Annotated in this window: 18 protein-coding genes; 6 read left to right on the top strand and 12 right to left on the bottom strand. The window is 68.0% G+C overall.

The genetic code is table 11. The annotated features are described in order from the left end of the window. Positions 1-28: 28 nt before the first annotated feature. On the top strand, positions 29-1,087 hold the full coding sequence (locus B2742_RS13070; protein WP_292067054.1) for a hypothetical protein: 1,059 nt from the start codon (positions 29-31) through the stop codon (positions 1,085-1,087). An 8-nt stretch (positions 1,088-1,095) separates the two neighbouring features. Beyond that, the gene (locus B2742_RS13065; protein WP_292067051.1) at positions 1,096-1,518 is read left to right on the top strand and encodes a hypothetical protein; all 423 of its coding nucleotides are present in this window, start codon (positions 1,096-1,098) and stop codon (positions 1,516-1,518) included. Between the two features lie 52 nt (positions 1,519-1,570). Here the strand turns inward: B2742_RS13065 and B2742_RS13060 are convergent, their stop codons facing one another. The 7 genes from B2742_RS13060 to B2742_RS13030 form a co-directional block, all read right to left on the bottom strand. Then, positions 1,571-4,792 (bottom strand): discoidin domain-containing protein, encoded by a 3,222-nt coding sequence (locus B2742_RS13060; RefSeq protein WP_292067049.1) that lies wholly within the window; start codon positions 4,790-4,792, stop codon positions 1,571-1,573. A gap of 173 nt (positions 4,793-4,965) precedes the next feature. After that, a complete protein-coding gene (locus tag B2742_RS13055; RefSeq protein ID WP_292067047.1) occupies positions 4,966-5,790 on the bottom strand; it encodes a carbohydrate ABC transporter permease in 825 nt (274 codons plus the stop codon). Further along, positions 5,787-6,725, bottom strand: a complete 939-nt coding sequence (locus B2742_RS13050) for a carbohydrate ABC transporter permease (RefSeq protein ID WP_292067019.1) — start codon at positions 6,723-6,725, stop codon at positions 5,787-5,789. Before B2742_RS13050 ends, B2742_RS13055 begins: the two co-directional genes overlap by 4 nt. Beyond that, positions 6,722-7,996 carry an extracellular solute-binding protein gene (locus tag B2742_RS13045; RefSeq protein WP_292067017.1) on the bottom strand — a complete coding sequence of 425 codons (1,275 nt, stop codon included), beginning with the start codon at positions 7,994-7,996 and terminating at the stop codon, positions 6,722-6,724. The genes B2742_RS13050 and B2742_RS13045 overlap by 4 nt, the downstream gene beginning before the upstream one ends. Next, positions 7,993-9,423, bottom strand: coding sequence for a glucoamylase family protein (locus B2742_RS13040; protein ID WP_292067015.1), 1,431 nt, complete (start codon positions 9,421-9,423; stop codon positions 7,993-7,995). Before B2742_RS13040 ends, B2742_RS13045 begins: the two co-directional genes overlap by 4 nt. Positions 9,424-9,515: 92 nt before the next feature. Then, positions 9,516-12,491 (bottom strand): TonB-dependent receptor, encoded by a 2,976-nt coding sequence (locus B2742_RS13035; RefSeq protein ID WP_292067013.1) that lies wholly within the window; start codon positions 12,489-12,491, stop codon positions 9,516-9,518. Continuing rightward, the gene (locus tag B2742_RS13030) at positions 12,491-13,564 is read right to left on the bottom strand and encodes a LacI family DNA-binding transcriptional regulator (protein ID WP_292067011.1); all 1,074 of its coding nucleotides are present in this window, start codon (positions 13,562-13,564) and stop codon (positions 12,491-12,493) included. Before B2742_RS13030 ends, B2742_RS13035 begins: the two co-directional genes overlap by 1 nt. 256 nt (positions 13,565-13,820) lie before the next feature. Between B2742_RS13030 and B2742_RS13025 the strand changes: the two genes are divergently transcribed. Further along, on the top strand, positions 13,821-15,191 hold the full coding sequence (locus B2742_RS13025; protein ID WP_292067009.1) for a GH1 family beta-glucosidase: 1,371 nt from the start codon (positions 13,821-13,823) through the stop codon (positions 15,189-15,191). Positions 15,192-15,195: 4 nt separating this feature from the next. On the opposite strand, the gene B2742_RS13020 is transcribed toward B2742_RS13025, so the two are convergent. Beyond that, positions 15,196-16,743 carry a carboxylesterase/lipase family protein gene (locus B2742_RS13020; protein ID WP_292067008.1) on the bottom strand — a complete coding sequence of 516 codons (1,548 nt, stop codon included), beginning with the start codon at positions 16,741-16,743 and terminating at the stop codon, positions 15,196-15,198. A 137-nt stretch (positions 16,744-16,880) separates the two neighbouring features. Here B2742_RS13020 and B2742_RS13015 point away from each other — a divergent pair, with 137 nt between their 5' ends. Both B2742_RS13015 and B2742_RS13010 read left to right on the top strand, forming a co-directional pair. Next, positions 16,881-18,386 (top strand): HWE histidine kinase domain-containing protein, encoded by a 1,506-nt coding sequence (locus B2742_RS13015; protein ID WP_292067006.1) that lies wholly within the window; start codon positions 16,881-16,883, stop codon positions 18,384-18,386. After that, complete coding sequence (locus tag B2742_RS13010; RefSeq protein ID WP_292067003.1) at positions 18,383-18,760, top strand: response regulator; 378 nt, start codon at positions 18,383-18,385, stop codon at positions 18,758-18,760. The genes B2742_RS13015 and B2742_RS13010 overlap by 4 nt, the downstream gene beginning before the upstream one ends. Before the next feature lie 62 nt (positions 18,761-18,822). Here the strand turns inward: B2742_RS13010 and B2742_RS13005 are convergent, their stop codons facing one another. The 3 genes from B2742_RS13005 to B2742_RS12995 all read right to left on the bottom strand — a co-directional run bounded on the left by B2742_RS13005 (position 18,823) and on the right by B2742_RS12995 (position 22,367). After that, positions 18,823-20,406, bottom strand: a complete 1,584-nt coding sequence (locus tag B2742_RS13005) for a phytoene desaturase family protein (RefSeq protein WP_292067000.1) — start codon at positions 20,404-20,406, stop codon at positions 18,823-18,825. Between the two features lie 93 nt (positions 20,407-20,499). Beyond that, positions 20,500-21,321: a DUF817 domain-containing protein gene (locus B2742_RS13000; protein ID WP_292067207.1), complete on the bottom strand. Its 822-nt coding sequence runs from the start codon at positions 21,319-21,321 to the stop codon at positions 20,500-20,502. A 44-nt stretch (positions 21,322-21,365) separates the two neighbouring features. After that, the gene (locus B2742_RS12995) at positions 21,366-22,367 is read right to left on the bottom strand and encodes a helix-turn-helix domain-containing protein (protein WP_292066999.1); all 1,002 of its coding nucleotides are present in this window, start codon (positions 22,365-22,367) and stop codon (positions 21,366-21,368) included. Between the two features lie 184 nt (positions 22,368-22,551). Here B2742_RS12995 and B2742_RS12990 point away from each other — a divergent pair, with 184 nt between their 5' ends. After that, entirely contained in the window at positions 22,552-23,370 is an 819-nt protein-coding gene (locus B2742_RS12990) for a DUF2306 domain-containing protein (protein WP_292066996.1), read from the top strand. A gap of 17 nt (positions 23,371-23,387) precedes the next feature. On the opposite strand, the gene queF is transcribed toward B2742_RS12990, so the two are convergent. Next, on the bottom strand, positions 23,388-23,849 hold the full coding sequence (queF, locus tag B2742_RS12985; protein WP_292066994.1) for a preQ(1) synthase: 462 nt from the start codon (positions 23,847-23,849) through the stop codon (positions 23,388-23,390). Between the last annotated feature and the right edge of the window lie 5 nt (positions 23,850-23,854).

The following is a 23,854-nucleotide window of genomic DNA, read 5'->3' as shown; positions in this document are numbered from 1 at the left end:
TGCCTGCGCGACAGCGCCGGTGCCGAACATGCGGCCGCTCAACGAGAGCCAGATCGCCGCCATGGGGCCGACTCCGGTCGTCGTGGCCGAGAGCAACACGGGCGTCACCAAGAGCTGGTTCTATTCGAGCAGCGCCCAGGCGGGCGCCCAGTTCGGCCTGATCGGCGCGCTGGTGTCGGCGGGCATCGACGCCATCGTGAACTACGGTCCGTCACAGCGTGCGACCAAGGCCGCCGACGAGATCGCCGAGATCATGCCTGTCGACGCGCTGAACGCGTCGCTCGCCGCCCAATTCCGCAATCAGATGGCGCCGAACGCGCCTGCTCCGGGCGTAACGGTGTCAGACGTCTCGACCGTCCAGAAACTCACCGCGCCGGGCGTCGTGAACGACGCCGTCGAGGTCACCACTTCCTACCGTCTGTCGGAAGACTCCAGCACCCTGCAGGTCACCGTCAGCCTGGACTACAACAATGCGGCCATCCCTTATGCGACGCCCTACACCTTCGAGGGTTCGCCGCCGAAGTCGGAGATGACCGGTCCGACCTACCGCAACAGCTTCACCTACACCTCGAACCAGCTCGCCATTCCGCCGCTGACGCCGGAGTTGAAAGAGCGCCTGATCACCTCGATCGAGGACAGCGCGCGTGACGCCTCGGGCGCGCTTCCCGCCGACGGCACTGACGCCTTCAAGTCGATGACGCGCGAACTGGAACAGGCCCGCGACGACAACCTGACCAAGGCCGAGATTGCGATCTTCCTGACGCGTGAATGGATCAAGGACAACGGCGCCCTGCTTCGCGCCGAGGTCGAGAACGCCCACGCGTTCATCGCCCGCTACGCGGTGCTGGACCTGAACCGCACAGTCGTGCCGAGCCTTGAGGGCCAGGACGAGGTCGTCGAGACCATGGCCGACGGCCGCACCGTTCGCCGCATGGGCGTCGGGGTGATGGCCGGCTCCTACGTCTCGTCGCCGGGCGGCGTGGCCGACTTCGCGACCTACGGCAATACGGTCGCCGTAGCGCGCGCGCACACCGAACGCATCGCGGCGTTGCGTCAGGCCGCGCGCTCGCGCGCGGGCGCTCAATGAATACAGGGATGCAGATGAGGCCGATCCGTGCGATCGGCCTCGCTGGTCTCCTCGCCGTCATCGGGCTGTCAGCGGGTGGTTGCGCCTCTTCGGAGTACGCCCCGATCGATGAGAAGAACGGCAACTATTACGGTTACGCCGACGCCCTCAATCTGGACGGCAGTCACAGGATCCGCGTCATGCTGCCCTCGGCGCCGGAAAACGCCGACAACGCCCGCGCCTACTTCCATCGCCGGGCGGAGGAAATCTGCAGCGGACCTCCGCTGCGCAAGACCATCCACACCGCGGTGCGGCCCGGGGTCGCCTACGACATGTTCGGCAACATGATCTCCGGCGACTACCTCCTGGAGGGCCTGGTGTACTGCAACGCTCCGGCGGCGGCGGAAGCCGCGCCGGCCGAACCGGCCGCCACGGCCCAGCCTGAGGCTTGAAGACAGTCTGGCGGCGGCGACCCACGGTCGCCGCCGTTTCAGATCCGTCAGATCAACGCATCTCGACCCTTCGCGCGCCCGCCGGGATCGCCAGTTCGGACGCTGTCCAACTGGCCGTCCGTCCGTCGATGCGCACCGTCGCCGGCGGCGTCTCGCCCCTCGGCCACTGGAGGACGAAGCCCCCGGGCGGTGACACCGCGCCGTCCAGCGTCAGCACATAGCCGCCGCCGTCTTCGCGCAGATTGTAGGTCAGCGGCCCATAGGCCGTGCGCACGCCCGTCACCCCGACCCCCACGCCCGCCAGCCACGCCGTCGGCGCCCCCGCCGCCAGCACCAGCGCATGGTCGCGGTCGCGCTCATAGACCAGCAGGTCCAGGGTCGAGCGGATGTAGTCCGAGCTGATCCAGGCGTGCGGCATGTCGCCGATGAAACGGGGCTCGCGCTCGTCGCGGCCGACCACCTCGGCCCAGCCGTTCCAGGCGGCGGGGCGCATGTCGGCGAAATAGAAATCGAGCGCGCGCAAGGCGTCTCCACGGCGCCCCAGACGCACCATCGCCCCGACATTGCGCAGTTCGTAGGGTGTGTAGTCCTTCCACTGCTGCCGGTTTTCCTGCCGGGCGGTGAAATTCTGCCACCATTTGTCGAAGGTGGCCGTCAGCAAGGCCTGCGGCAGGTCGTCGATCAGGCCGCCCGGCGACAGGCCGATGGTCGTCGAGGTGGCGTCGAAATCGCCGCGGTCGGCGGCGCCGGCGATCCAGTCGATCCCGTGGACCCGCGCCGTCGCCTCGATCGAGGCCATGACATCGGCCTTGAACTCGGCCTCGGCCGAGCGGATGCGGGCGGCGGCGTCCTCATCACCCAGCACATCGGCGATGAAGGCGGCGTCGCGGTAGCCGAGCAGACCCCAGAAATCGTCCCAGTAGCTGTAGGCCGGCCGGTCCGAATAACCTTCGTGGCTGATCGTCGGCGGCAGCAGGCCGAACAGGTGGCGCTTGTCCGCCGTCTGGAATTCGGTCGTCCGGGTCGAGGCGCGCAGCGTGTCCATGTAACCGATCGCCGCCTGCACCTGCGGCCAGACCTCGCGCAGCAGCGCCGCGTCGCCGGTGTAGCGATACGTCTCGGCGGCGAGGAAGACGAACTCGCCGTGGCTGTCGTTCTCGGGCACCGGATCGGCCCCGCGGCTGTCGACGCAGCAGGGCACCTTGCCGTTGTCGAACACATAGGGGGCGTACCAGCGCAGATAGTCGGCCGACAGCTCGGCGTGGCCGAGCCGGTTCAGCCCCTCGGCCATCATGGCTCCGTCGCGGATCCAGCTGCGGTTATAGGAGCGCGTGCCCGGCTGCAGGATCGGCCCCTGCCGCGACATCAGCATATGGGCGAGGGAGGACCGCATGACGTCCTCGATCCGCTGCGCCTCGGGCGGCAGGGTCAGGTCAAAGCGGTCAAGCTTTTCACGCCAGCCAGCGGCGACGCGGGCGCGGCCGGAGTCGAGCGTTTCCGCCACGTCGGCGACCGGCGCGAGGTCCGGGGTCGGCCCCGCGAGGCGGGCGACGAGGCCGAAGGTTCGCGCCTCTCCCGGCTGCAGCGTCACGTCGTACAGCAGGGTGCCGGCCATGAGCGTGCTGCGATCGGAGTCCACATGGCGCTCGCCCGGATCGCGACGGCGTTCGACGGCAGCCAGCAGGCTCTGCGGGTCTGCCCCGCCCGCGAACGTCGCCATGGCCAAAGCGTCTGGCGCGGCGAGGCTGCTGATGCGGATCGAGTCGTTCAGGACGAGGGTCGAGCCGTTCCAGTCGATCTGTTCGATCGGTCCGACCCCGCCCGGGATGGCGAGGAACTGCGACGGCCCATTGACCTGGAACGGCCGCGCCATCAGGGCGAGCGTCAGCGTCCGGGGCCGGTTCGAGCGGTTGGTCAGGACATACTGTCCGTACAGCTGCGCCTGCTCCGGCGTCCCCTCGGCGAAGGCGGTGATCGCCAGGGTCCAGTCGTCGAAGGCCCAGGTCACGGTCGGGATCGGCAGGTCGCCGTCCTGAAGTCTCTGGCTGACGCTCGCATCCGCCCAGGTGACCAGCCGACCGTTGTCGATCACGAACGGTTCGATTGACGGTCCGCCGCGGCGCAGCTCGATGGCCCCGTCCTCGCCCATCAGGCCGCTCTCGCCGCCGCCGTCGACGCCGACCAGGGTCCAGTAGGGCTGTTCGCCGTGGAAGCCGCGCGGATACAGGCCCCGGCGGCTTTCCGACGCCACGGCGCGGATGAAGCTGGTCGGCGTCTCGCCGAACGACAGGGGTTCGATCTCCAGTTCGGTCAGGGCGTAGGCCTCGGCCGCCGCCTGCCCCAGCCGCTGACCGGCCCCCGCCTGCCCGACCACGCCCGCCTCGCCGAGCGGCGCCAGCAGGTCGAGCCGCAGCCAGCGCGCCGAGGCCTCGGGCGTGCGCAGCCAGTCAACGCCGCCGTCTCCCCGGTCCACCGCCGCCAGTTCGCGCCAGTCCTGGCGGTCCGAAGACGCCATCAGCCGGTAGCTTGAGGCGGCCATCCGGTCGGCCCAGCGCAGGGTGACGCCGCCGAACTCACGCTCATAACCGAGGTCCAGCGTCAGGCTCTGCCGGCCCGCCGCACCCGACCGCCAGGCCGTGCCGAGGTCATCGTCCACCGCCCGGGCGGCGAGGTTCAGCCCGTCCTCGCTGGTCGCGCTGGCCAGCGGACGCGGCGGCACGGACGGCTCCGGCGGCAGTGCGCGCAGCTCCAGCTGATCGACCTCGATCCAGCCCGCCCCGCCCTCGCCGGCGGTGACCACGAACTCGATCCGCTCGGCGCCGCGGAACGCATGGTCGGGGTTCGGCCCCCAGGCGCGGACGATCTGGCGCCGCTTGATCACATAGCGCGTCCACTCCGGCGTCGCCTGGAAGCCCCGGATCTGCCGCCAGTGGACGTTGTCGCCCGAGGCGTCGACGAATTTGATCTCGAGCGTATTGGGCTGCATTTCGCCGCGCAGCCAGAAGCTGATTTCGTAGTTGTCCGGCACGTCCAGTTCGATCGCGCGCGCCGCGAAGGCGTAGCCGGACCGGCCGTTGAAATCATAGGTCAGTCGCATGGCCCGGCCGTCGTGGCCGTCGACGGCGGAGATGGTCGAAGACACGTCCGTCGAGGCGTCGGCGGCCCAGGGCGACAGGGTCTCGAACGGATCGAGGACGCGCGGGGTCTGGGCGTGGGCGGCGGACGGCAGCACGAGGGCGGCGATACAGGCCAGCAACGAACGAACAGACAGCATCAACTCGACTCCATCGGTCCTCCCCTTCAGGGGAGGGGGACCATGCGAAGCATGGTGGAGGGGTGGAGCCTGATCGCATGCGATCAGGCGACCGCCCCGGACTCCGGCGGAGCGGAAACACCCCTCCACCGCCTTTCAGGCGGTCCCCCTCCCCCGTTGGGGGAGGAATGGACCTACCCCTTCACGCTCCCGGCCAGCATGCCGCGGATGTAGTAGCGCTGCAGGGCGAGGAAGAGGATCAGCACCGGGGCCACGGTGATCACGGCGCCGGCCATCATCATCTCGATATCCTGCACATGCTCCCGCGCCAGCGCCGCCAATGCGACCGGCAGGGTGTAGTTGGACTGGTCCGTCAGGATGATCAGCGGCCACAGGAAGTCGTTCCAGCTGCCGAGGAAGACGAACAGCGCCAGCGTCACGATGATCGGCTGCAGCGTCGGCAGGACGATGCGGCGGAAGATCTGCCCCTCCGAGGCGCCGTCGATGCGGGCCGCCTCCAGCATCTCGTCCGGAATGCTCAGCGCATACTGGCGCACCAGGAACAGGCCGAAGATGGACGCCAGCCACGGCACCAGCGCCCCGGCATAGGTGTTCACCAGCCCCATGTGCTTGAGCATCAGGAACAGCGGCAGGGTGCCGATCTGAGCCGGCACCACCAGGGCCGCGACCAGCAGCTGGAACACCCGGTCCCGGCCCTTGAAGGCCAGTTTGGCGAAGGCGTAGCCGGCCGGCACGGTGAAGACGAGCGCCAGGCCGGTGGCCAGCGAGGCCAGGGCGAAGCTGTTCCAGAGATACCGCCCCATGCCCTGGGTCACGAACAGGTCGCGGTAGTGATCCAGCGTCCAGTTTTCAGGCAGCAGCGGCGGCGGAAAGACCGCGGCCTCGCCGGTCGACATGAAGCTGACCGACACCATCCAGGCCAGAGGGAACATCACCACCAGGGCGATCAGCGCCACGGCGATGTTGAGCAAAATCGCGTTGAGGGTCCGGGCCTTCATTCGTAGGCCCCCATCCGCTTGGCCACGGCCAGCTGCACCAGGGTGACCGCCAGGATGCACAGGAAGAGGATGAAGGCGACGGCGCTGGCGGAGCCGAGGTTCCACCATTTGAAGCCCTCTTCATACATGAAGTAGAGCACCGTCACGGTCGACTGGGCGGGGCCCCCTTGCGTCATCACATAGGGCTCGGCGAACAGCTGGAAGAAGCCGGCGACCGAGATGATCGAGACCAGCAACAGGGTCGGCGCGATGGCCGGCAGGGTCACATTGAGGAACGACTTCCACGGGCCGGCCCCGTCGATGCGCGCGGCCTCGTAGAGGTCGTCGGGCACGGTCTGCAGCACCGCCAGGAAGATCAGCATATTGTAGCCGAAGCTCTTCCAGACCACGAACATCAGGATGGCCGGGATCGAGGTCGAGGGGTCGCCCAGCCAGTCGACGGCGGGCAGGCCCAGGCTGGTCATGGCCCAGTTGATCACGCCGTAGCGGGTGTGCAGCAGATAGTTCCACAGCACCGCCGTGGCCACGAGGGTGGTGACGAACGGGGCGAAGAAGATCACCCGCCACAAGGGCCGCCACTTCACCACCCGCGCGTTGAGGATCACCGCCGCCGCCAGCGAGGTCGCAATCGACAGCGGCACGCCGATCACGGCGAACAGGCCGGTGTTCTTCATCGCCGTCCAGAACAGCGGATTGCCCAGCAGCCGCTCATAGTTCTGCAGGCCGACGAAGCGGACATTGCCGATGTCGGCCAGGGCGTAGATGTCGAAATCGGTCAGGCTGAGCAGCAGGGCCGAGAACACCGGGATGGCGAAGAAGACGGCGATGGCGATCAGGGACGGCGCGACGAAGCCCCAGGCCGCCCGCTCGCGCGAGCGCGGCGTGCCGGCCTTGCGGGCGGGTTTGGCGAGGATCGTCGCATCAACCGCGGTCATACCGCCCTCCCCTGTTCGATCATCCAGCGGCGCTTCTCCAGCAGCCGGTCGGCGCGGCGGTCGATCTCGGCGGCGGCGGCGCGGGGGGTGTATTCACCGCGGACCATCCGCTCGGCGACGATCTGCATCTCGGTGACGATCCGCTCCCACTCCGGCACCTTGGGCACGGCCTTGGCGCGCGCCAACTGGCCCTTGAAGGCGGCGATATAGGGGTCGCCGGCCACCGCGGGCGTGGCCCAGGCGCTCTCGCGCGCCGGCAGGTTGCCGGTGATGCCGTTGAATCGCGCCTGCACCGCCGGATCGGACAGGTAGCGCACCAGTTTCCACGCCGCCTCCTGGTGCGGGGAATGGCGATAGACCACCAGCGACGACCCGCCCGGCGCGGAGGCCCCCGGTCCGTCCGGTCCCGGTACGCCCGAGGTCATCCACCGCGTCGTCGGCTTCAGCCGGTTCTTGAAGTCGCCGATGGTCCAGGGACCGGAGAAGTAGAAGCTGAACCAGCCGCGTTCGAACTCGGTCCAGACGTTGGAGATCTGCGTCGAGGACGCGACCGGGGCGAGGCCCTCGTCGAACAGGCTCTTGTAGAACTCCAGGGCGGCGATGAAGGAGGCGCTGGAGAAATTGCCCCGCGTGTCGCGGTCGCGCAGCAGCGGCTCGGCGCCCTGCAGGCCGAAGGTCAGCAGTTGTTCGAACTCATTGACCGGCAGCAGGACGGCATAGGCCCCCGGCCCCGCCACCCGCTTGACGGCGTGCATGGCGGTCTTCCAGCCGTCCCAGGTCTGGGGCACGGCGTCGAAGCCGGCGCGCTCGAGCAGGTCGCTGCGATAGTAGATCAGCCGGGTGTCGACATACCACGGCGTGCCGACGACCTGGCCGCCGATCCGGTTGGTCTCCAGCACGGCCGGGAACTGGTCGGTCAGCAGGTCGGCGGCGAAGGCGGGCGTCGGGCTGATGGCGCCGATGGCGGCCATCTCGGACACCCAGGTGTTGCCCACCTGGCTGAGGTCCGGCAGCGAGTCCCCGGCATAGGCGGTCAGCAGCTTCTGGTGCGCCGCGGTCCACGGCAGGGCCTGGACGTTGACCGTGATGCCGGGATTCAGCCGCTCGAACTCCGGCAGAATCTGCGGGACGTTGGTCGCCTCATTGCCCATGGCCCAGAACGACAGCCGGGTCGTCCCGTCGTCGCGCCGCCCGCAGCCCGCCAGACCGGACGCGGCCGCCCCGGCCAGCAGGCCGAGCGTCGCTCGCCGGTCCGGCCGGAGCATGGTCATGCGTCGTCCAGCCAGCCGCCCGTGAACCCGGCCCGCTTGAGGCCGCGCGTCAGGTTCGGCTCGCCGCGCATGGCCTTCCAGACGATGTCGGAGCGATGGTTCTCGATCTGGATGACGATCGGCCCCTGGTCGATGCCGAGGTAGTCGCCGTCGACCCAACCCACATTCGGCACGATCCGCCCGTGCTGCAGCCGGCCTTCCCGCTCGGTCAGCGTCGGGTTGAAGGAATCCAGGAAGCCGTACTCGGTATAGATGCCCGCCCCGTAGCGCGCCTTCATCGCCTTCAGGCAGGCGGTGACCTCGGCCGGGGCGAAGGGCATGGAAGCCATGGCGGCGGTCGGCGCGATGGTGCCGTCGTCGCGGTCGCCGGGTCCGCGCGCCGAATAGCTGAAGAACTCGCGCTCGCGCCCGCCGATGACCTGTTTGAAATCGCCCGGCCCGTCGCAGGCCGTCAGGCCCCAGACGTCGGCGGAATAGCCCGCCCAGCCCATCGGGTTGTCGACGCCGTATTTCCGCTGCGCCGCGACGGCGCGCACGCTGTTCTCGAAATAGTCGAAGCCGCCGATCTCGGCCGCCTTGGCCCGCATCCAGGCGTCGCGGATGCCGCGATAGTCGACGAACATATGGCTGTACTGGTGGCCGAACAGCGGCGCGAAGGCCAGGTGTGCCGGGCCCCAGCGGTCGGTCCAGCTCTGCTCATAGACTCCGCACCACTCGTCCCAGACGGTCGCCGGAACCGGATGGGTCGCGCTGCCGATCGCCAGCAGCAGCACCAGCATGCCCTCATTGTAGACGTGCCAGTCGGCCTCGATGAAGCCGGTCTCGGGATACCAACCCATGGAGATGCGGTTCGGCCGCACCATGACCCAGTCCCACTCGATCCGGTCATAGACGGCCTGGGCCAGCCGGCGAATCTCGACCTCGTCGGCATGATCGCCGTCGAACCAGCGCGCGGCGAACAGCATGCCGGCCACCAGCAGGCTGGTGTCCACGGTCGACAGCTCGGTCTGGCCGAACCGGTGACCGGTCCGCATGTCGAGGAAATGGTAGAAGAAGCCCTTGTAGCCGGCGACCCCGGTCGCCTCCGGCCCCTGCGGCGCGTCATGGAAGAAGCGGATGGTGGTCAGGGTGCGCTCGCGCGCCTCGTCCCGGCTGATCCAGCCGCGCTCGACGCCGATCGGCCAGCAGGTCAGGGCGAAGCCGACGGCGGCCACGGACGAGAAGGACTCGGTCGGCCACCGGTCCGGCGTCAGGCCGTTGGCCCGGTTGGTCACATGGGTGAACCAGCGGAAGGTGCGTTCCTGCAGTTCGTCGATCGCGGGATCGAGCACCGCGACGGGCGCGGCGCCTCGAACGCCGCATGCCGCCAGCCCCAGCGCCGCAACGCCGGCGACCGTGGAGCCCATCAGAAACCGCCGACGATCCATGGACGCCATCCTCATACTCAAACGCAAGTCAGTCAAAAAAGTCGGCCGCCCCCCTGTGGGATCGGGGGACGGCCGTCAGGCTCAGGAGATCGTCACCAGGCGTAGCGCAGACCCACCTGGAAGCTCCGGGTGGGCAGGAACTGACCGCGCGGATCGCCGTACTGGGCCGAACACAGGCATTGTTCGAAGTTTGAATAGTTTTCGAAGCCGAACACATTGATCGCGTCGAGGATCAGTTCGACCGACTGGCCGCCGAAGACTTCGAACTCCTTGGTCACACGCAGGTCGATCTGGCGATAGGCCCAGGCGTCCGGGAAGATGAAGCTGTGCTTCTCGGGCCGGCCGCCGTTCCAGCAGATGTCCGGGTTGGTCGCCGTCGGACAGACGAACTGGGTGAAGGGCAGACCCGACCCGAGGGTCAGGATGCCCGACAGGCGGAAGTCGAAGGGCATGTCGACGATGCCCGAGGCCACGATCCGGTGACGCTCGTCCTGATTGGTCGGGAAGGTCGGCGACAGGCCCGGGCGGTTGTAGTCGAAGTCGAAGCCGCCAATGCCCCCGTCGCGGCTGCCGTTCCGCTCGGCGTCGGACAGGGTGTAGCTGAACGACATGCCCCAACGGTCAGCCGCGTTGTAGGGCTTGTCGATGGTCAGATAGAGGGCCTTGAACGTCTGCGACGCATCGTGGTTGGAGTGGAAGATCAGGTTGCGGAACTCGGGATAGCCCACCGATGTCGGGGTGGGGCCCGAGAAGCGGTCGCCGGTCTCCGAACCCGCGTTGGCGATGTACCAGGCGAACAGGTTCTCGGTCTTGCCATAGGCCAGGGTCAGGGCCGTCTGGAAGTCGCCGAACTTCTGGCGGACGCCGAAGTTGAACTGATCCGTGCGCGGGGGCTCGGCGTCGTTCTTGATCAGGAACACCTCGCCCGAGCCCGGCGTCGCCGCCAGCAGCGGGTCGAGACCCGCGGCCGTCAGGTAGATGGGGTTCCAGGCGATCGTATTGACGCCGCCGCGGGGGCCGCCGGCCTGCGAGAAGAAGATCTCCTTGTTGAACTGGGTCGGCTTGAAGCGCTCGTCGAAGGCGAAGTTGAAGCCGATCCGGTCGTAGTACCGGCCGGCGCCGCCGAAGACCACCGTCCGCTCGTCGCCGAAGACATCGTACGAGAAGCCGATGCGCGGCTGGAAGGCGCCGGTGAAGGCGTCACGGCCGTCGGTGATGTAGTTGGTGTAGTCGAAGTAGGACGGGAAGCTGTAGCCCGGCAGGTTCTCGATCGCCGCCAGCATGTCGCGGATATTCTGCGGCGTCTTGTACTCGTTGTTGACCGCGTTGTCCTCATAGTCCCAGCGGATGCCGAGGTTGATTTCCAGCTGGTCGGAGATCTGCCAGTCGTCCTGGATGTACAGGCCGATGACGTTGTTGGTCACGTCCGCCGGCGCCACCAGGGCGCCCAGCTCGACACGGACCGGAATGTCGATGCTGTTGTTGATCTCCGGGCGGGCGTCGACATCGAAGATGAACTGGGGGTTACGGCCGAAACGCTTGTCGACCAGATAGTTCTGGTTGGAGAACTTGAAGCCCAGTTTCAGCGTATGCAGACCGTTCCAGTCGATGTCGTTGAACGTCAGGTCGTTCTTGAACGTCCAGTTCGTCTGGCGGATGTTCTGGTTGTTGCTCTGGCCGCCGGTGTTGAAGACCGTGTCTTCGCGGTTGAAGACATTATACTGGAAGCCTGGCGCGGCGTTGTCGTCGCGGAAGATCACATACGACCGGCCGTAGTCGCTGAAGTTCAGCGCCGTGGGGTTGTAGGTGTACTCGTAGAAGTCCAGCTGGATCTCGTTCAGGAACCCGTCGCCCTGGTACTGGTGCCGCGCGACGATCGAAATGGTTTCGACATTGACGGCGTTGGCGCGCGAATAGGCGTTGGTGCCGCCAAAGTCGCGGATGTCCTGCTCGGTGCGATAGGTAGCGCTGAGGTCGACACGCTGGCGGTCATCGATAGACCAGGAGAGCTTGCCGAAGAACAGATCCTCCTCGAACGGCGCGTCGAAGGCGCCGGTGTCGGCGCCGAACAGGGGCGCGTAGGCGGCGCGGTTCAGCACCACCGTATTGCGGCGCGTCTCGTCCTTGCGCTCATAGGCGCCGAAGAAGTGCAGCCGGTCCTCGATGATCGGACCGCCGACCGAGCCGCCGTACTGCAGCCGCTCGACGCCGACCTCGCGACCGAAGTCGTCTTCGTCGGTCCAGTCAGCATCCTGGTAGGTGATGAAGGCGTCGCCGCTGAAGTCATTGGTGCCCGATCGGGTCACCGAGGTGATGATCGAGGATGAGGCCTGCTCATACTCGGCCTTGAAGTTCTGGGTCAGGACCCGGAACTCCTGGATGGCCACCTGCGGGAAGGGGTTGCCGCGGCTGTCGTCCTGACCGCCGACGCCGCCGTCGATAATGGTCGACTTCTGGTTCTGGCCGTCGATGAAGACGTTGATCGCCGAGGCGCCCTGGCCGCCGGCCGAGATGGTGCGTTCGGTGTCGCCTTCGGTCACCCGCACGCCCGGAGCGAGGGCGGCGAAGTTGAGGAAGTTGCGGCTGATCTGCGGCAGGTTGTTGATCTGGTCCTGGCTGACGTTGGTGGCGACCTCGGAGGTGCGCACCTCGAAGATGCGGCGGCCGGTGATGACCACATCGCCCAGATCCGTGGCTCCGCCCTCCGTGGAACCGGTTACAACCGGGGCCACATCAAGATCCAGCGTGGCCACCTGACCCAGCGAGACGGTGATCAGATCCTCGACCGACTGGCCGTCCGCCGTGGCGACATTGATCCGGTAGGTGCCGGGACGCAGGCCCGGGATCACATAGCCGCCGTCGGTTCCGATGCGGCCGCGGCTGACGTAGCCGGTGGCGACTTCGGTCGCGGTGACCGTGCCGCCGGTTTCGACCGCCTGGCCCTCATAGATCGTGCCCCGAAGCGTGGAGCTGGCGACCTGGGCGGAAGCGCCGCCGGCGCAAGCCAGCGATACGGCCATGGCGAGGGCCGAGGCGGCCCCCAGATACTGGATGGATTTGCGAGTCATCAGGTATTCTCCCCCTTCAGAGATGGTGTTTCGGCGGTGGCGCGAGGGCGGCCGCCGGAGTTGATCTGGGTCGGTGTCGCCGGGTGGCTTGACGGGCGTACGACCAGTTCGGGGCGTATGACCTCGCAGGCGGTGTCGGCGACGGCTTCGCCCGCTGCGTTGATGAGACGGACCAGGCGCTCAAGCGCGCGCCGTCCGGTTTCGGCGATGCGGATCCTCAGCGTCGTCAGACCGGGCCGGACCAGGCTGGCGATCGGCACGTCGTCGAATCCGATGATGGCGACGTCCTCGGGGACGCGCAGTCCGGCGTCCTGCAAGGCCAGCATGGCGCCGACGGCCATGATGTCGTTGCCCGCGAAGACGGCGTCCGGCGGCGTCGCCCGGCGGGCCAGTTCGGCGCCGGCGTCGTGGCCGGAGGCCTGGGTGAAGGCGCCTTCGACCACCGTGGTCGGCAGGCCGGCCCGGGCCATGGCCTCGAGATAGCCCGTCAGCCGGGTCTCGGCCTCAAGGTTGCCGGTGGGGCCGGAGATATGGGCGATGCGGCGGCGGCCGGTGGCCACCAGATGTTCAACGGCCTGGATCGCGCCGCCGTGGTTGTCGACGACGATGGACGGACGGCCGGCGTCGGCGCCGCCGTTCATCAGCAGGATCGGCGTCCGGCCGGCCTGTCCGGCAGCCAGGTTGGAGGCGTCGAGGTGGGGCGACAGCACGATCAGGCCGTCGACCCGCCCGCGCATCGAGCGGATCGCCGCCGACGCTTCCTCCGCGTCGTCATGCGAACTCGAGACGATCAGGTGATAGCCCAGCGAGCGGGCGGCGACGTCCATGCCGCGGATCAGTTCGGAGAAGAACTCGCCGTACAGGTCCGGCAGGATCACGCCGATCGTCTGGGTCTTGCTGGTGGACAGACTGCGGGCGCCGGAGTGCGGCACATATTGCAGCGCCTTGGCGGCCTCGAGCACCCGGTTCCGGGTCGTTTCGGTCACCGGACCTGTACCGCTGAGGACGCGCGAAACCGAGGCGACGGACACGCTGGCCCGGTCGGCGACATCGCGAATCGTGGCGGCCTTCACGCCGCCGCCTCCACGCAGGTGTGCCGGATCGCCCTCAGCGCCAATGTCCATCCTCCCTGAGCGTTTCCAGTCCCGGCCCGCTTTGCGCGGGTCCGTCCGAAAAAACCGTGTAACCGATTACATGACACACTAGTAATGCCCCCCGCAAGTGCCCTAGTTTGGCCACACCGAGGTTGTGCTGACGGATTGATACGCGTACCGACCGCCGCCTGTCCCACCATCCAGTTTGCGTTTCCATGCTCCGAGGCTCTACGATATGACTTCAAATAACACAGATAACTATCGGTTTCCCGAAGGTTTTCTGTGGGGAGCCGCAACCGCCGCCTATCAGATTGAAGGCTCGTCCATGGCCGACGGCGCGGGCGCCTCGATCTGGGATCGGTTCAGCCACACCCCGGGCATGATGCTGAATGGCGACACCGGCGACGTGGCCTGCGACCATTACAACCGCTGGCGCGAAGACATCGCGCTGATGCAGCGGCTGAACCTCCAGGCCTACCGATTCTCGGTCAGCTGGAGCCGGGTGATGCCGGACGGCCGCGGGGCCATCAACGCCAAGGGGCTCGACTTCTACGACAAGCTGATCGACGGCCTGCTCGAGAAGGGCATCGAGCCGCTCTGCACCCTCTATCACTGGGACCTGCCCGCGGCGCTGGACGATCGCGGCGGCTGGCTCAACCCCGACATCGCCGACTGGTTCGCCGACTATGGCCAGGTCCTGTTCGAGAAATTCAAGGGCCGGGTGAAGACCTGGGGCACGATCAACGAGCCCTGGGTGATCGTCGACGGCGGCTATCTGCACGGCGCCCTCGCCCCCGGCCACAAGTCGGCCTTCGAGGCCATGATCGCCGGTCACAACGTCCTGCGGGCCCACGGCGCGGCGGTGAAACGCTTTCGTGAAGTCGGCGAGGGCCAGATCGGCATCGTCCTCAACATCGAGCCGAAATACCCCGCCTCGGACAAGCCCGAGGACGAGGCCGCGCGCAAACGCGCCGAGGCCCAGATGAACCGCTGGTTCCTCGATCCCCTGATGGGCCGCGGCTATCCGGAAGAGCTGAAGGACGTCTATGGCGAGGCCTACCGCGAATTCCCGCAGGAAGACTTCGACCTGATCGCCACCCCCACCGACTGGATGGGCCTGAACTGGTACACCCGCTCGGTGCCGGAAAACGCGCCCGACGCCTGGCCGACGCGCTCGCGCCCGGTCAAACAGATCCAGCACGCCCACACCGAGACCGGCTGGGAGGTCTATCCCCCCGCCCTGACCGACACCCTCGTCTGGCTGCACGAACAGACCGGCGGCAGGCTGCCGCTGATGGTCACCGAGAACGGCTCGGCCTGGTACGACCCCCCCCACGCCATCGACGGCCGCGTCCAGGACCCGATGCGCGTCGAATACCTGAAGAACCACCTCAAGGCCCTGCACGACGCCATCGGCAAGGGCGTCGATGTGCGCGGCTACATGGCGTGGTCGCTGCTCGACAATCTCGAATGGTCGCTGGGCTATTCCAAGCGGTTCGGCATCACCCACGTCAATTTCCAGACGCAGGAGCGGACTATCAAGGATTCCGGCCTGCTCTACGCCGAGGTGATCAAGACCCACGGCGCGGTGCTGGGTACGCTCTGAACCCTCACCGCACCCGGCTGTAGAAGGCCTCGATCAGGTCCAGCCGGTCGGCGAACGGGATCGGCCCCGCCACCGGTCCATCGTTGGTGAACTCCAGCAGCCGGTCGCGCTCGGCCCCGAACTCGGGCCAGACAGGCCGCCCTGCCCCGTTCGGGTCCCCCCTGGCGGCGAAGGTCGTCCAGTAGTCGGCCATCGCCGTCGCCGCCCGGTCGTCCCGCTCGCCCATCGGCCGCCCGACGGTGTGCAGATTGTCGAACACATAGGGCCGCTCAGACGCATGGGTCGCGCCGCCACTGGGCTCCGGATTGGACTCGGGCACGACGTCGAACCGGTACAGATACGTCGGATGCCCGTTGGCCGCGTGAAGTCGCGCCAGATGCCGCGCCGGCTCGTTGAACACCAGATCGCTGAGCACATGGGCGTCATAGCCCTCCTGCCCGCCATAGGCGGCGAGGAAGGCCGCCCGTTCGTCGGCCGTCATGACGTCGTCGATCGCCCCGTACGGGCTCAGGTCCGACGGCTTCATCCACCAGAACTCCGCGCTGTTGGCGCCGATGATCAGGGGGACCGGGGCTTCCAGTCCGGCGGCGAAGGCCGGGGCGACGTTCTCCTCGATCAGGCCGCCGTTGTCATAGCCGTCGATGATCATCAGATCGCCGCCGTAGAAGCTCGGCGCCGGCGTCAGCAGGCGCTCGGCTGGCAGGGCCCGAAGCTGCCCGGCCGTGGCGTCGGCCGGCAGCCCCGCAGCGACCGCGAAAGCGACGCCCCGCTCTTCGAGAGAAAGAGACCCGTCACGGGTCCGGAAGGTTGCGGTGCCCTGGTCCCTGCCGAGGCCGGACTGCACGACCGCGCGGTGGAACAAACCCCGCGCGGGTTCCGAAATCATCAGCCGCGTCACCATGATTCCGCCGGCGGACTCGCCGAAGACCGTGACATTGCCCGCGTCCCCTCCGAAAGCGGCGATATTGTCCCTCACCCATTCCAGCGAGGCGATCACGTCCGCCAGTCCGTAGTTTCCGACCGGATTCTCGTCGCCGGCCTCCGCTGTCAGCGCCGGATGTCCGAAGAACCCCAGCCGGCCCAGCCGATAGTTGATCGTCACCACCACCACGCCGCGCTTCGCCAGGTTCGTGCCGTCGTACAGCGCCGCCGTGCCCGAGCCGTTGTTGAGCCCGCCGCCATGGATCCACACCATGACCGGCAGCGGCTCTGCGCCCCGCGCAACCGGCGTCCAGACGTTCAGCGTCAGACAGTCCTCGCTCATCGGCAGCGGGCCGACGCCGGGGTCACCGTTGGACGGGGGCTGGATGCAGATCGCGCCGTAGTCGGCCGCCGAACGCTCGCCATCCCAGGGTTCCGGCGGCTGCGGCAGGCGCCAGCGCATCGCACCCACCGGCGGAGCGGCGAAGGGCACGCCCTTGAAACTTTCGACTCCCTGCGCCGTCCCGCCGACCAGCACCCCCTGCTCCGTACGCGCCACAGGGGCGTCTGGATCGGATTGCGGGGGAGACATCATCAGGGCGACCGCGGCGAAAATGGAGACAGGCGTCATTCGGCCACTCTAGCCAAAGCAGGGAGCTTGGCCCAATCGGTAAGCGTCGGGGATGAAACCGTTCCGGCCGGCAAGCGTTGCCATGGGCTGGGAATGGGGGCTGTCGCGCGACGGCGGGCGGGGCTATTCGGGAACAAATGACAGCCATCGAGACCGACCTGGCGGCCGCGCTCGACGCCTCGCCCAACGCCTATTTCCTTGTCGGCCCGGAGCTGAAATTCGTCTGGGCGAACCCGGCCTATCTGGCGGTGACCCAGCGAACCGCCGCCGATCTGATCGGGACGCCGGTGTTCGAGGCGTTCGACGCCGGGCCGGGGATCGAGGCGCCGGAAAGCACCCGGCGGCTGCGAGCTTCATTCGAAAAGGTCTTCGTGTCCGGCGTGCGCAACGACATCCCGGTGCTCCCCTACGCGATCCCCGTGCCGGGCGCGGACGGGGCCCTGGTCTATGAAGACCGGTACTGGAGCGTCATCCACACGCCCCTGATGCGCGACGGCGTCGTCGCCCATGTGCTCCAGTACGCCATCGACATCACGGAACTGGAAAACCTGCGGCGTTCCGCGATCCAGGGGGCGGCGGCCCCGGCGCTCCACGCCATCGACGCCATTGTCGGCGGCGCCTTGCTCAGCGGCGCGCGCAGCGTCCAGGCCGACAACGCCCGCCTCGAAACCGAGCGGCAGGGGCTCATGGACCTGTTCATGCAGGCGCCGGGCTTTGTCGCCGTCCTGACCGGTCCGGATCATGTGTTCCAGATCCACAACAGCGCCTACGCCCAGCTGATCGGCCATCGCGACATCAGCGGCAAGCCCGTCAGCGAGGCTTTGCCCGAAGTGCAGGGTCAGGGCTTTTTCGAGTTTCTCAGCACCGTCTACGCCACGGGAGAGCCCTATGAGGGCCGCGCCAGCCGGATCCAGCTCCAGCGGACGCCGGGCGCGCCGCTCGAGTCCCGGTTCCTGGACTTCATCTATCAGCCCATCCGGGACGCCCAGGGCGCCGTCGCCGGCATCTTCGTCCAGGGCCACGATGTCACCGAAACCGTCCGTTCCGCCGAACGCCAGAAGCTGATGATCGACGAACTGAACCACCGCGTGAAGAACACCCTGGCCACCGTCCAGTCGATCGCCATGCAGACAGCGCGCTCGCACCCCGATCCGGCCACTTTCGCCGAAAGCTTCCAGGCCCGGCTGATGGCCCTGTCCCACACCCACAACCTGCTGACCCGCAGCCACTGGGAGGGGGCGGACGTGGGCGCGATCCTCGAACATGAGACCGAGGCGCACGGCTCTCACCGCGTCAGTCTGAACGGTCCGCCGGTGGCGCTGGAGCCGGCGGCCGCGCTGTCACTGGGCATGATTTTCCACGAGCTGGCCACCAACGCCGCCAAATACGGCGCCCTGTCGGCCCCCGAGGGGCGGGTGCTGGTGGACTGGGCCGTGTCGGACCAGACGCGCCCCGTTCTGAACCTGACCTGGCGCGAGATCGATGGCCCGCCGGCGGTCGAGCCGGTGCGCAAGGGATTCGGCAGTCGGCTGATCGAACGAAACGTGCGTCATGATCTAGCGGGCGAGGTCAAACTCGACTACGCAAGCGTCGGTTTCAGCGCGGAATTTTCCATTCCGCTGGTTCGAGGAAAACAATCATGAGCCAGCCGCTCTCGGGCCGCCGCGTTCTGGTGGTCGAAGACGAATCGCTCGTCGCCATGTTGCTGGAAACCATTCTCGAGGACATGGGCTGCCTGCCCGTCGGGCCCGCCTCGACGGTGGAAGAGGGGCTGGCGATGGCCGTCGACGGCGAACGGCTGGACGCCGCCCTGCTCGACGTCAATGTCGCCGGCCGCGAGGTCTTCCCGATCGCGGATGCGCTCAGGGAGCGCGGCGTGCCCTTCGTGTTCTCGACGGGGTACGGCGAGGGCGGCCTGCCCGACGACTGGCGCGGCCATCCCACCGTGCAGAAGCCCTTCACCGAAAACGCCATCCGCGAGGCGCTGATGAAGGCGATGGGGGTGGCGGACGTCTGAGGGATCAGGCAGTCGGCAGCAGGGCGACAGCGTCCGGCTCCCTACTGCCTAAGTCCTACTGCCTACTGCCTCAAATCCTTCACCACCGCCCGCGCCGCATTGTGCCCCGGCGCGCCGGTGACGCCGCCGCCCGGGTGAGCCCCTGACCCGCACAGATACAGGCCGGGCACCGGCATGCGGTGATCGGCGTGGCCCAGCACCGGCCGGGCGCTGAACAGCTGATCCAGGCTCAACCGCCCGTGGAAAATGTCGCCGCCGACGAGCCCGAACCGTCGCTCCAGATCGCGCGGTCCCAGCGCCAGCCGCCCCACCACCGACGCCTTGAATCCCGGCGCATGGGCGTCGACCGTCTCGATCATCAGGTCCGCCACCGTGTCGCGGTGTTCGTCGGCCAGGTCGGGCGAAACATGCTGGCAGAACAGGCTGGCGACGTGCTGTCCCGGCGGGGCCAGGCTGTCGTCCAGCGTCGAGGGAATCAGCATTTCCACGATCGGCTTCGACGACCAGCCGTTCAGCCGCGCCTCGGCGTGCGCCCGGTCCATATAGCCCAGCGTCGGGGCGATGATGATGCCGGCGGTCAGATGACCGCCCTGCCCCGGCAGGGCCGTGAAATTCGGCAGCTCGGACAGCGCCACATTCATGCGGAAGGTGCCTGACCCCGACTGGTAGTTGCCGATCCGCTCACGGAAGTCCGCCGGAACCACCGCATCATCGACGAACCGTTCGAACAGCAGCCGCGGGTGCAGATTCGACACCACCGCCCGCGCCCGCACCACGTCCCCGGCCTCGGTCACCGCCCCGACCGCCCGGCCCTTCTCGGTCAGGACCGAGGCGATCGGCGTCTCCAGCCGCACCTCGACCCCCTGTTCCGCGCAGGCCGCCGCCATGGCCTGGGTGATGGCGCCCATCCCGCCCAGCGCGTGGCCCCAGACGCCCTTGCGCCCGTTCACCTCGCCGAACACGTGGTGCAGCAGCACATAGGCCGAGCCCGGCGTATAGGGACTGGCATAGTTGCCGACCACGCTGTCAAAGCCGAACAGGGCCTTGATCGGGTCGCTCTCGAACCAGCCGTCCAGCCAGTCGCCCGCCGATTTGGCGAACAGATCGAGCAGGTCGCGCCGCCCCTGCGTGTCCAGTCCCGCCGCCTGCCGCCCCAGCGACGCGCCCTTCAGCAATTCAGGCAGCATGGCCATCCAGCCGCCCTCCACCATGTTCGGCGGCGACTTCAGGATCCAGTCGCGCAGCACCGAGGCCACCACCTCCAGCCGCGCCTCATAGTCGGGCAGCCGTTCCGCATCGCGCGCCGAGAATTTCGCCAACTCCCCCTGCGTCCGCCCCTCGCCCGCGAGCAGGTAGCGCCCATCATCGAACGGCAAAAAGTTCGACACCTTGCGCTCGACCACGGTCAGCCCGTGCCGGGCCAGCTCCATGTCGGCGATGACCTTCGGATTGAGCAGGCTGACGGTGTAGCTGGCGGTCGAGTTGCGGAACCCCGGATGGAATTCCTCGGTCACCGCCGCCCCGCCCACGACATGCCGCCGCTCCAGCACCGTCACCTTCAGCCCGGCCCTGGCCAGGTAGAAGGCGCAGACGAGGCCGTTATGGCCTCCGCCGAGGATGACGACGTCGGTGGTGGTTGTGGTCATGGAAACTGCTCTAGAGGGGCGAGGGTCGAGGGTCGAGGGTCGAAGGGTGCGAGCGAACGGCCACCAACGCACCCCCGCCTATCCCCTCGACCCTCACCCCCCGACCCTCGACCCTTCTTCCTCCGGCCGATGCACCAGCGACACCAGCACCACGCTGATCATCATCAGCAGGAACCAGCTGCCCAGCTTGGCCAGCGACACCACTTCCCAACCGTCTTCCTGTCCCGGATAGACCCAGGCGCGGGCGTACGTCCCGACGTTCTCGGCCAGCCAGATGAACACCGCGACCAGGAAGAACCCCAACAGGAACGGCATGGCCCGCCGGGTGCGGTCCGGCGTGAAATAGAACCAGCCGCGCCCGAACAGCACCGCCGTCAGGACGAACAGCCCCAGCCGCACGTCCGGCAGCCAGTGATGGGCGAAGAAGTTGACGTAGATCGCCGCCGCCAGAACCCAGGTCGTCCACAGCGGCGGATAATGGCGGAAGCGGATGTCGAAGATGCGCCAGATGCGGGCGATGTAGCTGCCGACCGCCGCATACATGAAGCCCGAGAACAGCGGCACCATGCCGATGCGCAGCAGGCTGTCCTCCGGATAGATCCACGACCCGGCATGGGTCTTGAACAGCTCCATGATGGTGCCGACCACGTGGAAGACGAAGATCACCCTCGCCTCCTCCCAGCTCTCGAGCTTCAGCGCCAGCATCGCCGCCTGGATCGCCAGCGCCCCGACCACGAGGAAATCATACCGGCTGACCGGCGCCTGATCCGGCCACCACAGGTGCGTCGCCAGCAACAGGGCCAGCATCGCCCCGCCGAACAGACAGGCCCATCCCTGTTTGATGCCGAACATCAGGAATTCGAAGCCGTACCGGGACCATGCGGCGCGGTCGGCCCAGGTCTGAAGACGGCCCAGCCAGCGCCGGCCCCAGGCCTCGAGCGGAAGGCGTCGGGGTTCGGTCAAGATGGCCGCCGGCTCGCCGCCCGGAAGTCCCGGGGCGTCACCCCGACCAGGTCCCTGAAGGCGCGATTGAACGGCCCGACGGACCCGAAGCCGCACTCGAAGGCGACCTCCAGAATCGGCAGGCCCTGATCCGGGTCGGCGAGCAGGCGTTTCGCGCGCTCGATCCTGTGGTGGTTGATCAGCCGGTTGAAGTTCGGGAATCCCAGAACCGTGCGGATGCACTGGGACACCTTGTATTCCGGCTGGCCCAGGCGGGCGGCGACGTCGCCGATCCTGAGGTCGGGCCGGGCGTCGATCGCTTCATCCCGCAGCAGGCCCAGCAGCCGTTCGGCGAGGCGTCTGTCCTCATCCGTCGGCGTCCGGCGCGCCGACCGCGCCGCATCCGCCTGGACGAGGGGATGGCGCAGCCGATACCAGACCGCCGCCGACGCCCCCACCAGACCGACGACCGCGCAGGCGATCCGGATCAGGTCGGTCCGCCAGGCCTCCGCGGGAACCGGGCTGGCGGCTCTGAGCCCCAGAACCGCCACCACGACCAGCACCGCATAGAGGGCGAGAAAGGCGAGCCGGAACCGCTTCTCCGAAGGCGTCAGATCGCCCCGGCGCGCCTGGAAGGGCTCGATGAAGGTCAGCACGAGGGCCGCGGAGCCGCTGAGCCCATAGACGTTCCCGGCGAACCGGTAGAGACCGCCTTCGGCCGGCGCGAGCACCGTCAGGGCGCCGGCGACGGCGATCAATGTCGCCACGATGCGCGGCCACCAGACGTCGCGGGGCGCGGGATCGAACAGGGCCCGGGTGAGCAGCCAGGCCCATCCGCAGGCCCCGACTCCGACGAGCGAAAACAGGATCCCGGCGGCGCCGTCGGTCAGCCGGCCCGCGATGTAGCAGACGAAGGAGACCGCGCAGAGCGCCGCATAGGCCTCAAGACGACCGGGCGCCCGCAGGGGCCATGCGGCCCGGCTGAGGTCCGGAAGGCTGGGCACTGGCTGCGTGGACACCGATCCTCCCGGGGCGCTGGCCGATTCATGACCCGCCCGCACGCCCCTGTCCAGCGCGCCGCCGCCCGCCCACGGCGGTCCAGCGCAGGAATTTCTGGCCGATTTCCAAATCGGCGAGACGCCCCGCCGGCGTCGCCCGCATCCGTGCCGACGCCCCGCATTCCGGGGCCTGTCGGGAGCCGTCATGTCCAGTCCAACTTCACCAGCGCCCGTGAAGGGCGTCGCCGCCGGAGCCCTGCGTTGGGCCGGCATTCTCTGGTTCGTCGTCGCCGCCATCGGCCAGGCGGCCTTCGTCGGCTTCATCCTCGCCTTTTACGGCACGCGGACCGCGGCCGGGAACTACGCCGGCTGGAACGACAAGCCGCTGATCGACGGCTATGTCGCCGGCGACGCGGCCGGGAATTTCGTCTTCGCCGCCCACGTCCTGCTGGCGTCGGTCGTCACCTTCGCCGGGCTGATGCAGCTGGTCCCGGCGATCCGGCGCGCCTTCCCGGCCCTGCACCGCTGGAGCGGACGGACTTTCCTCATCGTCGCCGGCTTCATGGCGTTGAGCGGCTTCTGGCTGACCCTCGTCCGGGGGACCTCGTTGTCCGCCGTCTCTTCGGCCGCCATCGTGATCGACGGGCTGCTGATCCTCATCTTCGGCGGGCTGGCGTGGCGGCACGCGGTCAAGCGCCGTTTCGACCAGCATCGCCTGTGGGCCATGCGCACCTTCATGGTGGTCAGCGGCGTGTGGTTTCTCAGGGTCGGGCTGATGGGCTGGGTGATCGTCAACCAGGGGCCGGTCGGCATGACCGGGACCCTGTCCGGCCCGGCCGACGTCGTTCTCGTCTTCGGCAGCTATCTGATCCCGCTGGCCCTGCTGGAGCTCTATTTCAGGGCGGGCCGGAGCAGGCGCGCCGCGCCGAAGATGCTGGCGGCGGCCCTGGTCCTCGCCGCCGCGGTCTTCACGGCGATCGGCGTCTTCGGAACGATCGCCCTCATGTGGGGACCGTACCTCTAGACCGCGGCAGTCGCCCCTCAGCCTCGCCCGCGATACGTCGGCACGCCCTGGTCCGGCAGCCACAGCCCCTCTGGCGGCGCGCCCGTCTGCCAGAAGACGTCGATCGGAATGCCGCCGCGCGGATACCAGTAGCCCCCGATCCGCAGCCATTTCGGCTGCAACAGGTCGGCGATCTTCTTGCCGATGGCCACGGTGCAGTCCTCATGGAAGGCGCCGTGGTTGCGGAAGGCGGTCAGGTACAGCTTCAGCGACTTCGACTCGACCAGCCAGTCGCCCGGCGCATAGTCGATGACGATATGGGCGAAGTCCGGCTGGCCCGTCACCGGGCACAGGCTGGTGAACTCCGGCGCCGTGAACCGCGTCAGGTACAGCATCCCCGGATGCGGATTGGGCACCCGCTCCAGCTCGGCCGTTTCCGGCGACGTCGGCTGGACAGTGTGCTGGCCGAGCTGATGCAGGCCTGAAGTGTCGGTGGTCATGGCAT

The organism is Brevundimonas sp. UBA7664, from assembly GCF_002483305.1.
Lineage (GTDB): Bacteria > Pseudomonadota > Alphaproteobacteria > Caulobacterales > Caulobacteraceae > Brevundimonas.
The sequence above is the reverse complement of the archived record's forward strand: the minus strand, read 5'-3'. Positions and strand labels throughout refer to the sequence as shown.

Bases quoted from the DNA above. Each gene is read 5' to 3' on its own strand.
- B2742_RS13070 (WP_292067054.1), top strand. From the start codon at position 29: ATGCGGCCGCTCAACGAGAGCCAGATCGCCGCCATGGGGCCGACTCCG.
- queF (WP_292066994.1), bottom strand. From the start codon at position 23,849: ATGACCACCGACACTTCAGGCCTGCATCAGCTCGGCCAGCACACTGTC.
- B2742_RS13050 (WP_292067019.1), bottom strand. From the start codon at position 6,725: ATGACCGCGGTTGATGCGACGATCCTCGCCAAACCCGCCCGCAAGGCC.
- B2742_RS13035 (WP_292067013.1), bottom strand. From the start codon at position 12,491: ATGACTCGCAAATCCATCCAGTATCTGGGGGCCGCCTCGGCCCTCGCC.
- B2742_RS13025 (WP_292067009.1), top strand. From the start codon at position 13,821: ATGACTTCAAATAACACAGATAACTATCGGTTTCCCGAAGGTTTTCTG.
- B2742_RS13005 (WP_292067000.1), bottom strand. From the start codon at position 20,406: ATGACCACAACCACCACCGACGTCGTCATCCTCGGCGGAGGCCATAAC.
- B2742_RS13060 (WP_292067049.1), bottom strand. From the start codon at position 4,792: ATGCTGTCTGTTCGTTCGTTGCTGGCCTGTATCGCCGCCCTCGTGCTG.
- B2742_RS13055 (WP_292067047.1), bottom strand. From the start codon at position 5,790: ATGAAGGCCCGGACCCTCAACGCGATTTTGCTCAACATCGCCGTGGCG.
- B2742_RS13065 (WP_292067051.1), top strand. From the start codon at position 1,096: ATGCAGATGAGGCCGATCCGTGCGATCGGCCTCGCTGGTCTCCTCGCC.
- B2742_RS13010 (WP_292067003.1), top strand. From the start codon at position 18,383: ATGAGCCAGCCGCTCTCGGGCCGCCGCGTTCTGGTGGTCGAAGACGAA.
- B2742_RS13020 (WP_292067008.1), bottom strand. From the start codon at position 16,743: ATGACGCCTGTCTCCATTTTCGCCGCGGTCGCCCTGATGATGTCTCCC.
- B2742_RS13045 (WP_292067017.1), bottom strand. From the start codon at position 7,996: ATGACCATGCTCCGGCCGGACCGGCGAGCGACGCTCGGCCTGCTGGCC.
- B2742_RS13015 (WP_292067006.1), top strand. From the start codon at position 16,881: ATGACAGCCATCGAGACCGACCTGGCGGCCGCGCTCGACGCCTCGCCC.
- B2742_RS12990 (WP_292066996.1), top strand. From the start codon at position 22,552: ATGTCCAGTCCAACTTCACCAGCGCCCGTGAAGGGCGTCGCCGCCGGA.
- B2742_RS13040 (WP_292067015.1), bottom strand. From the start codon at position 9,423: ATGGATCGTCGGCGGTTTCTGATGGGCTCCACGGTCGCCGGCGTTGCG.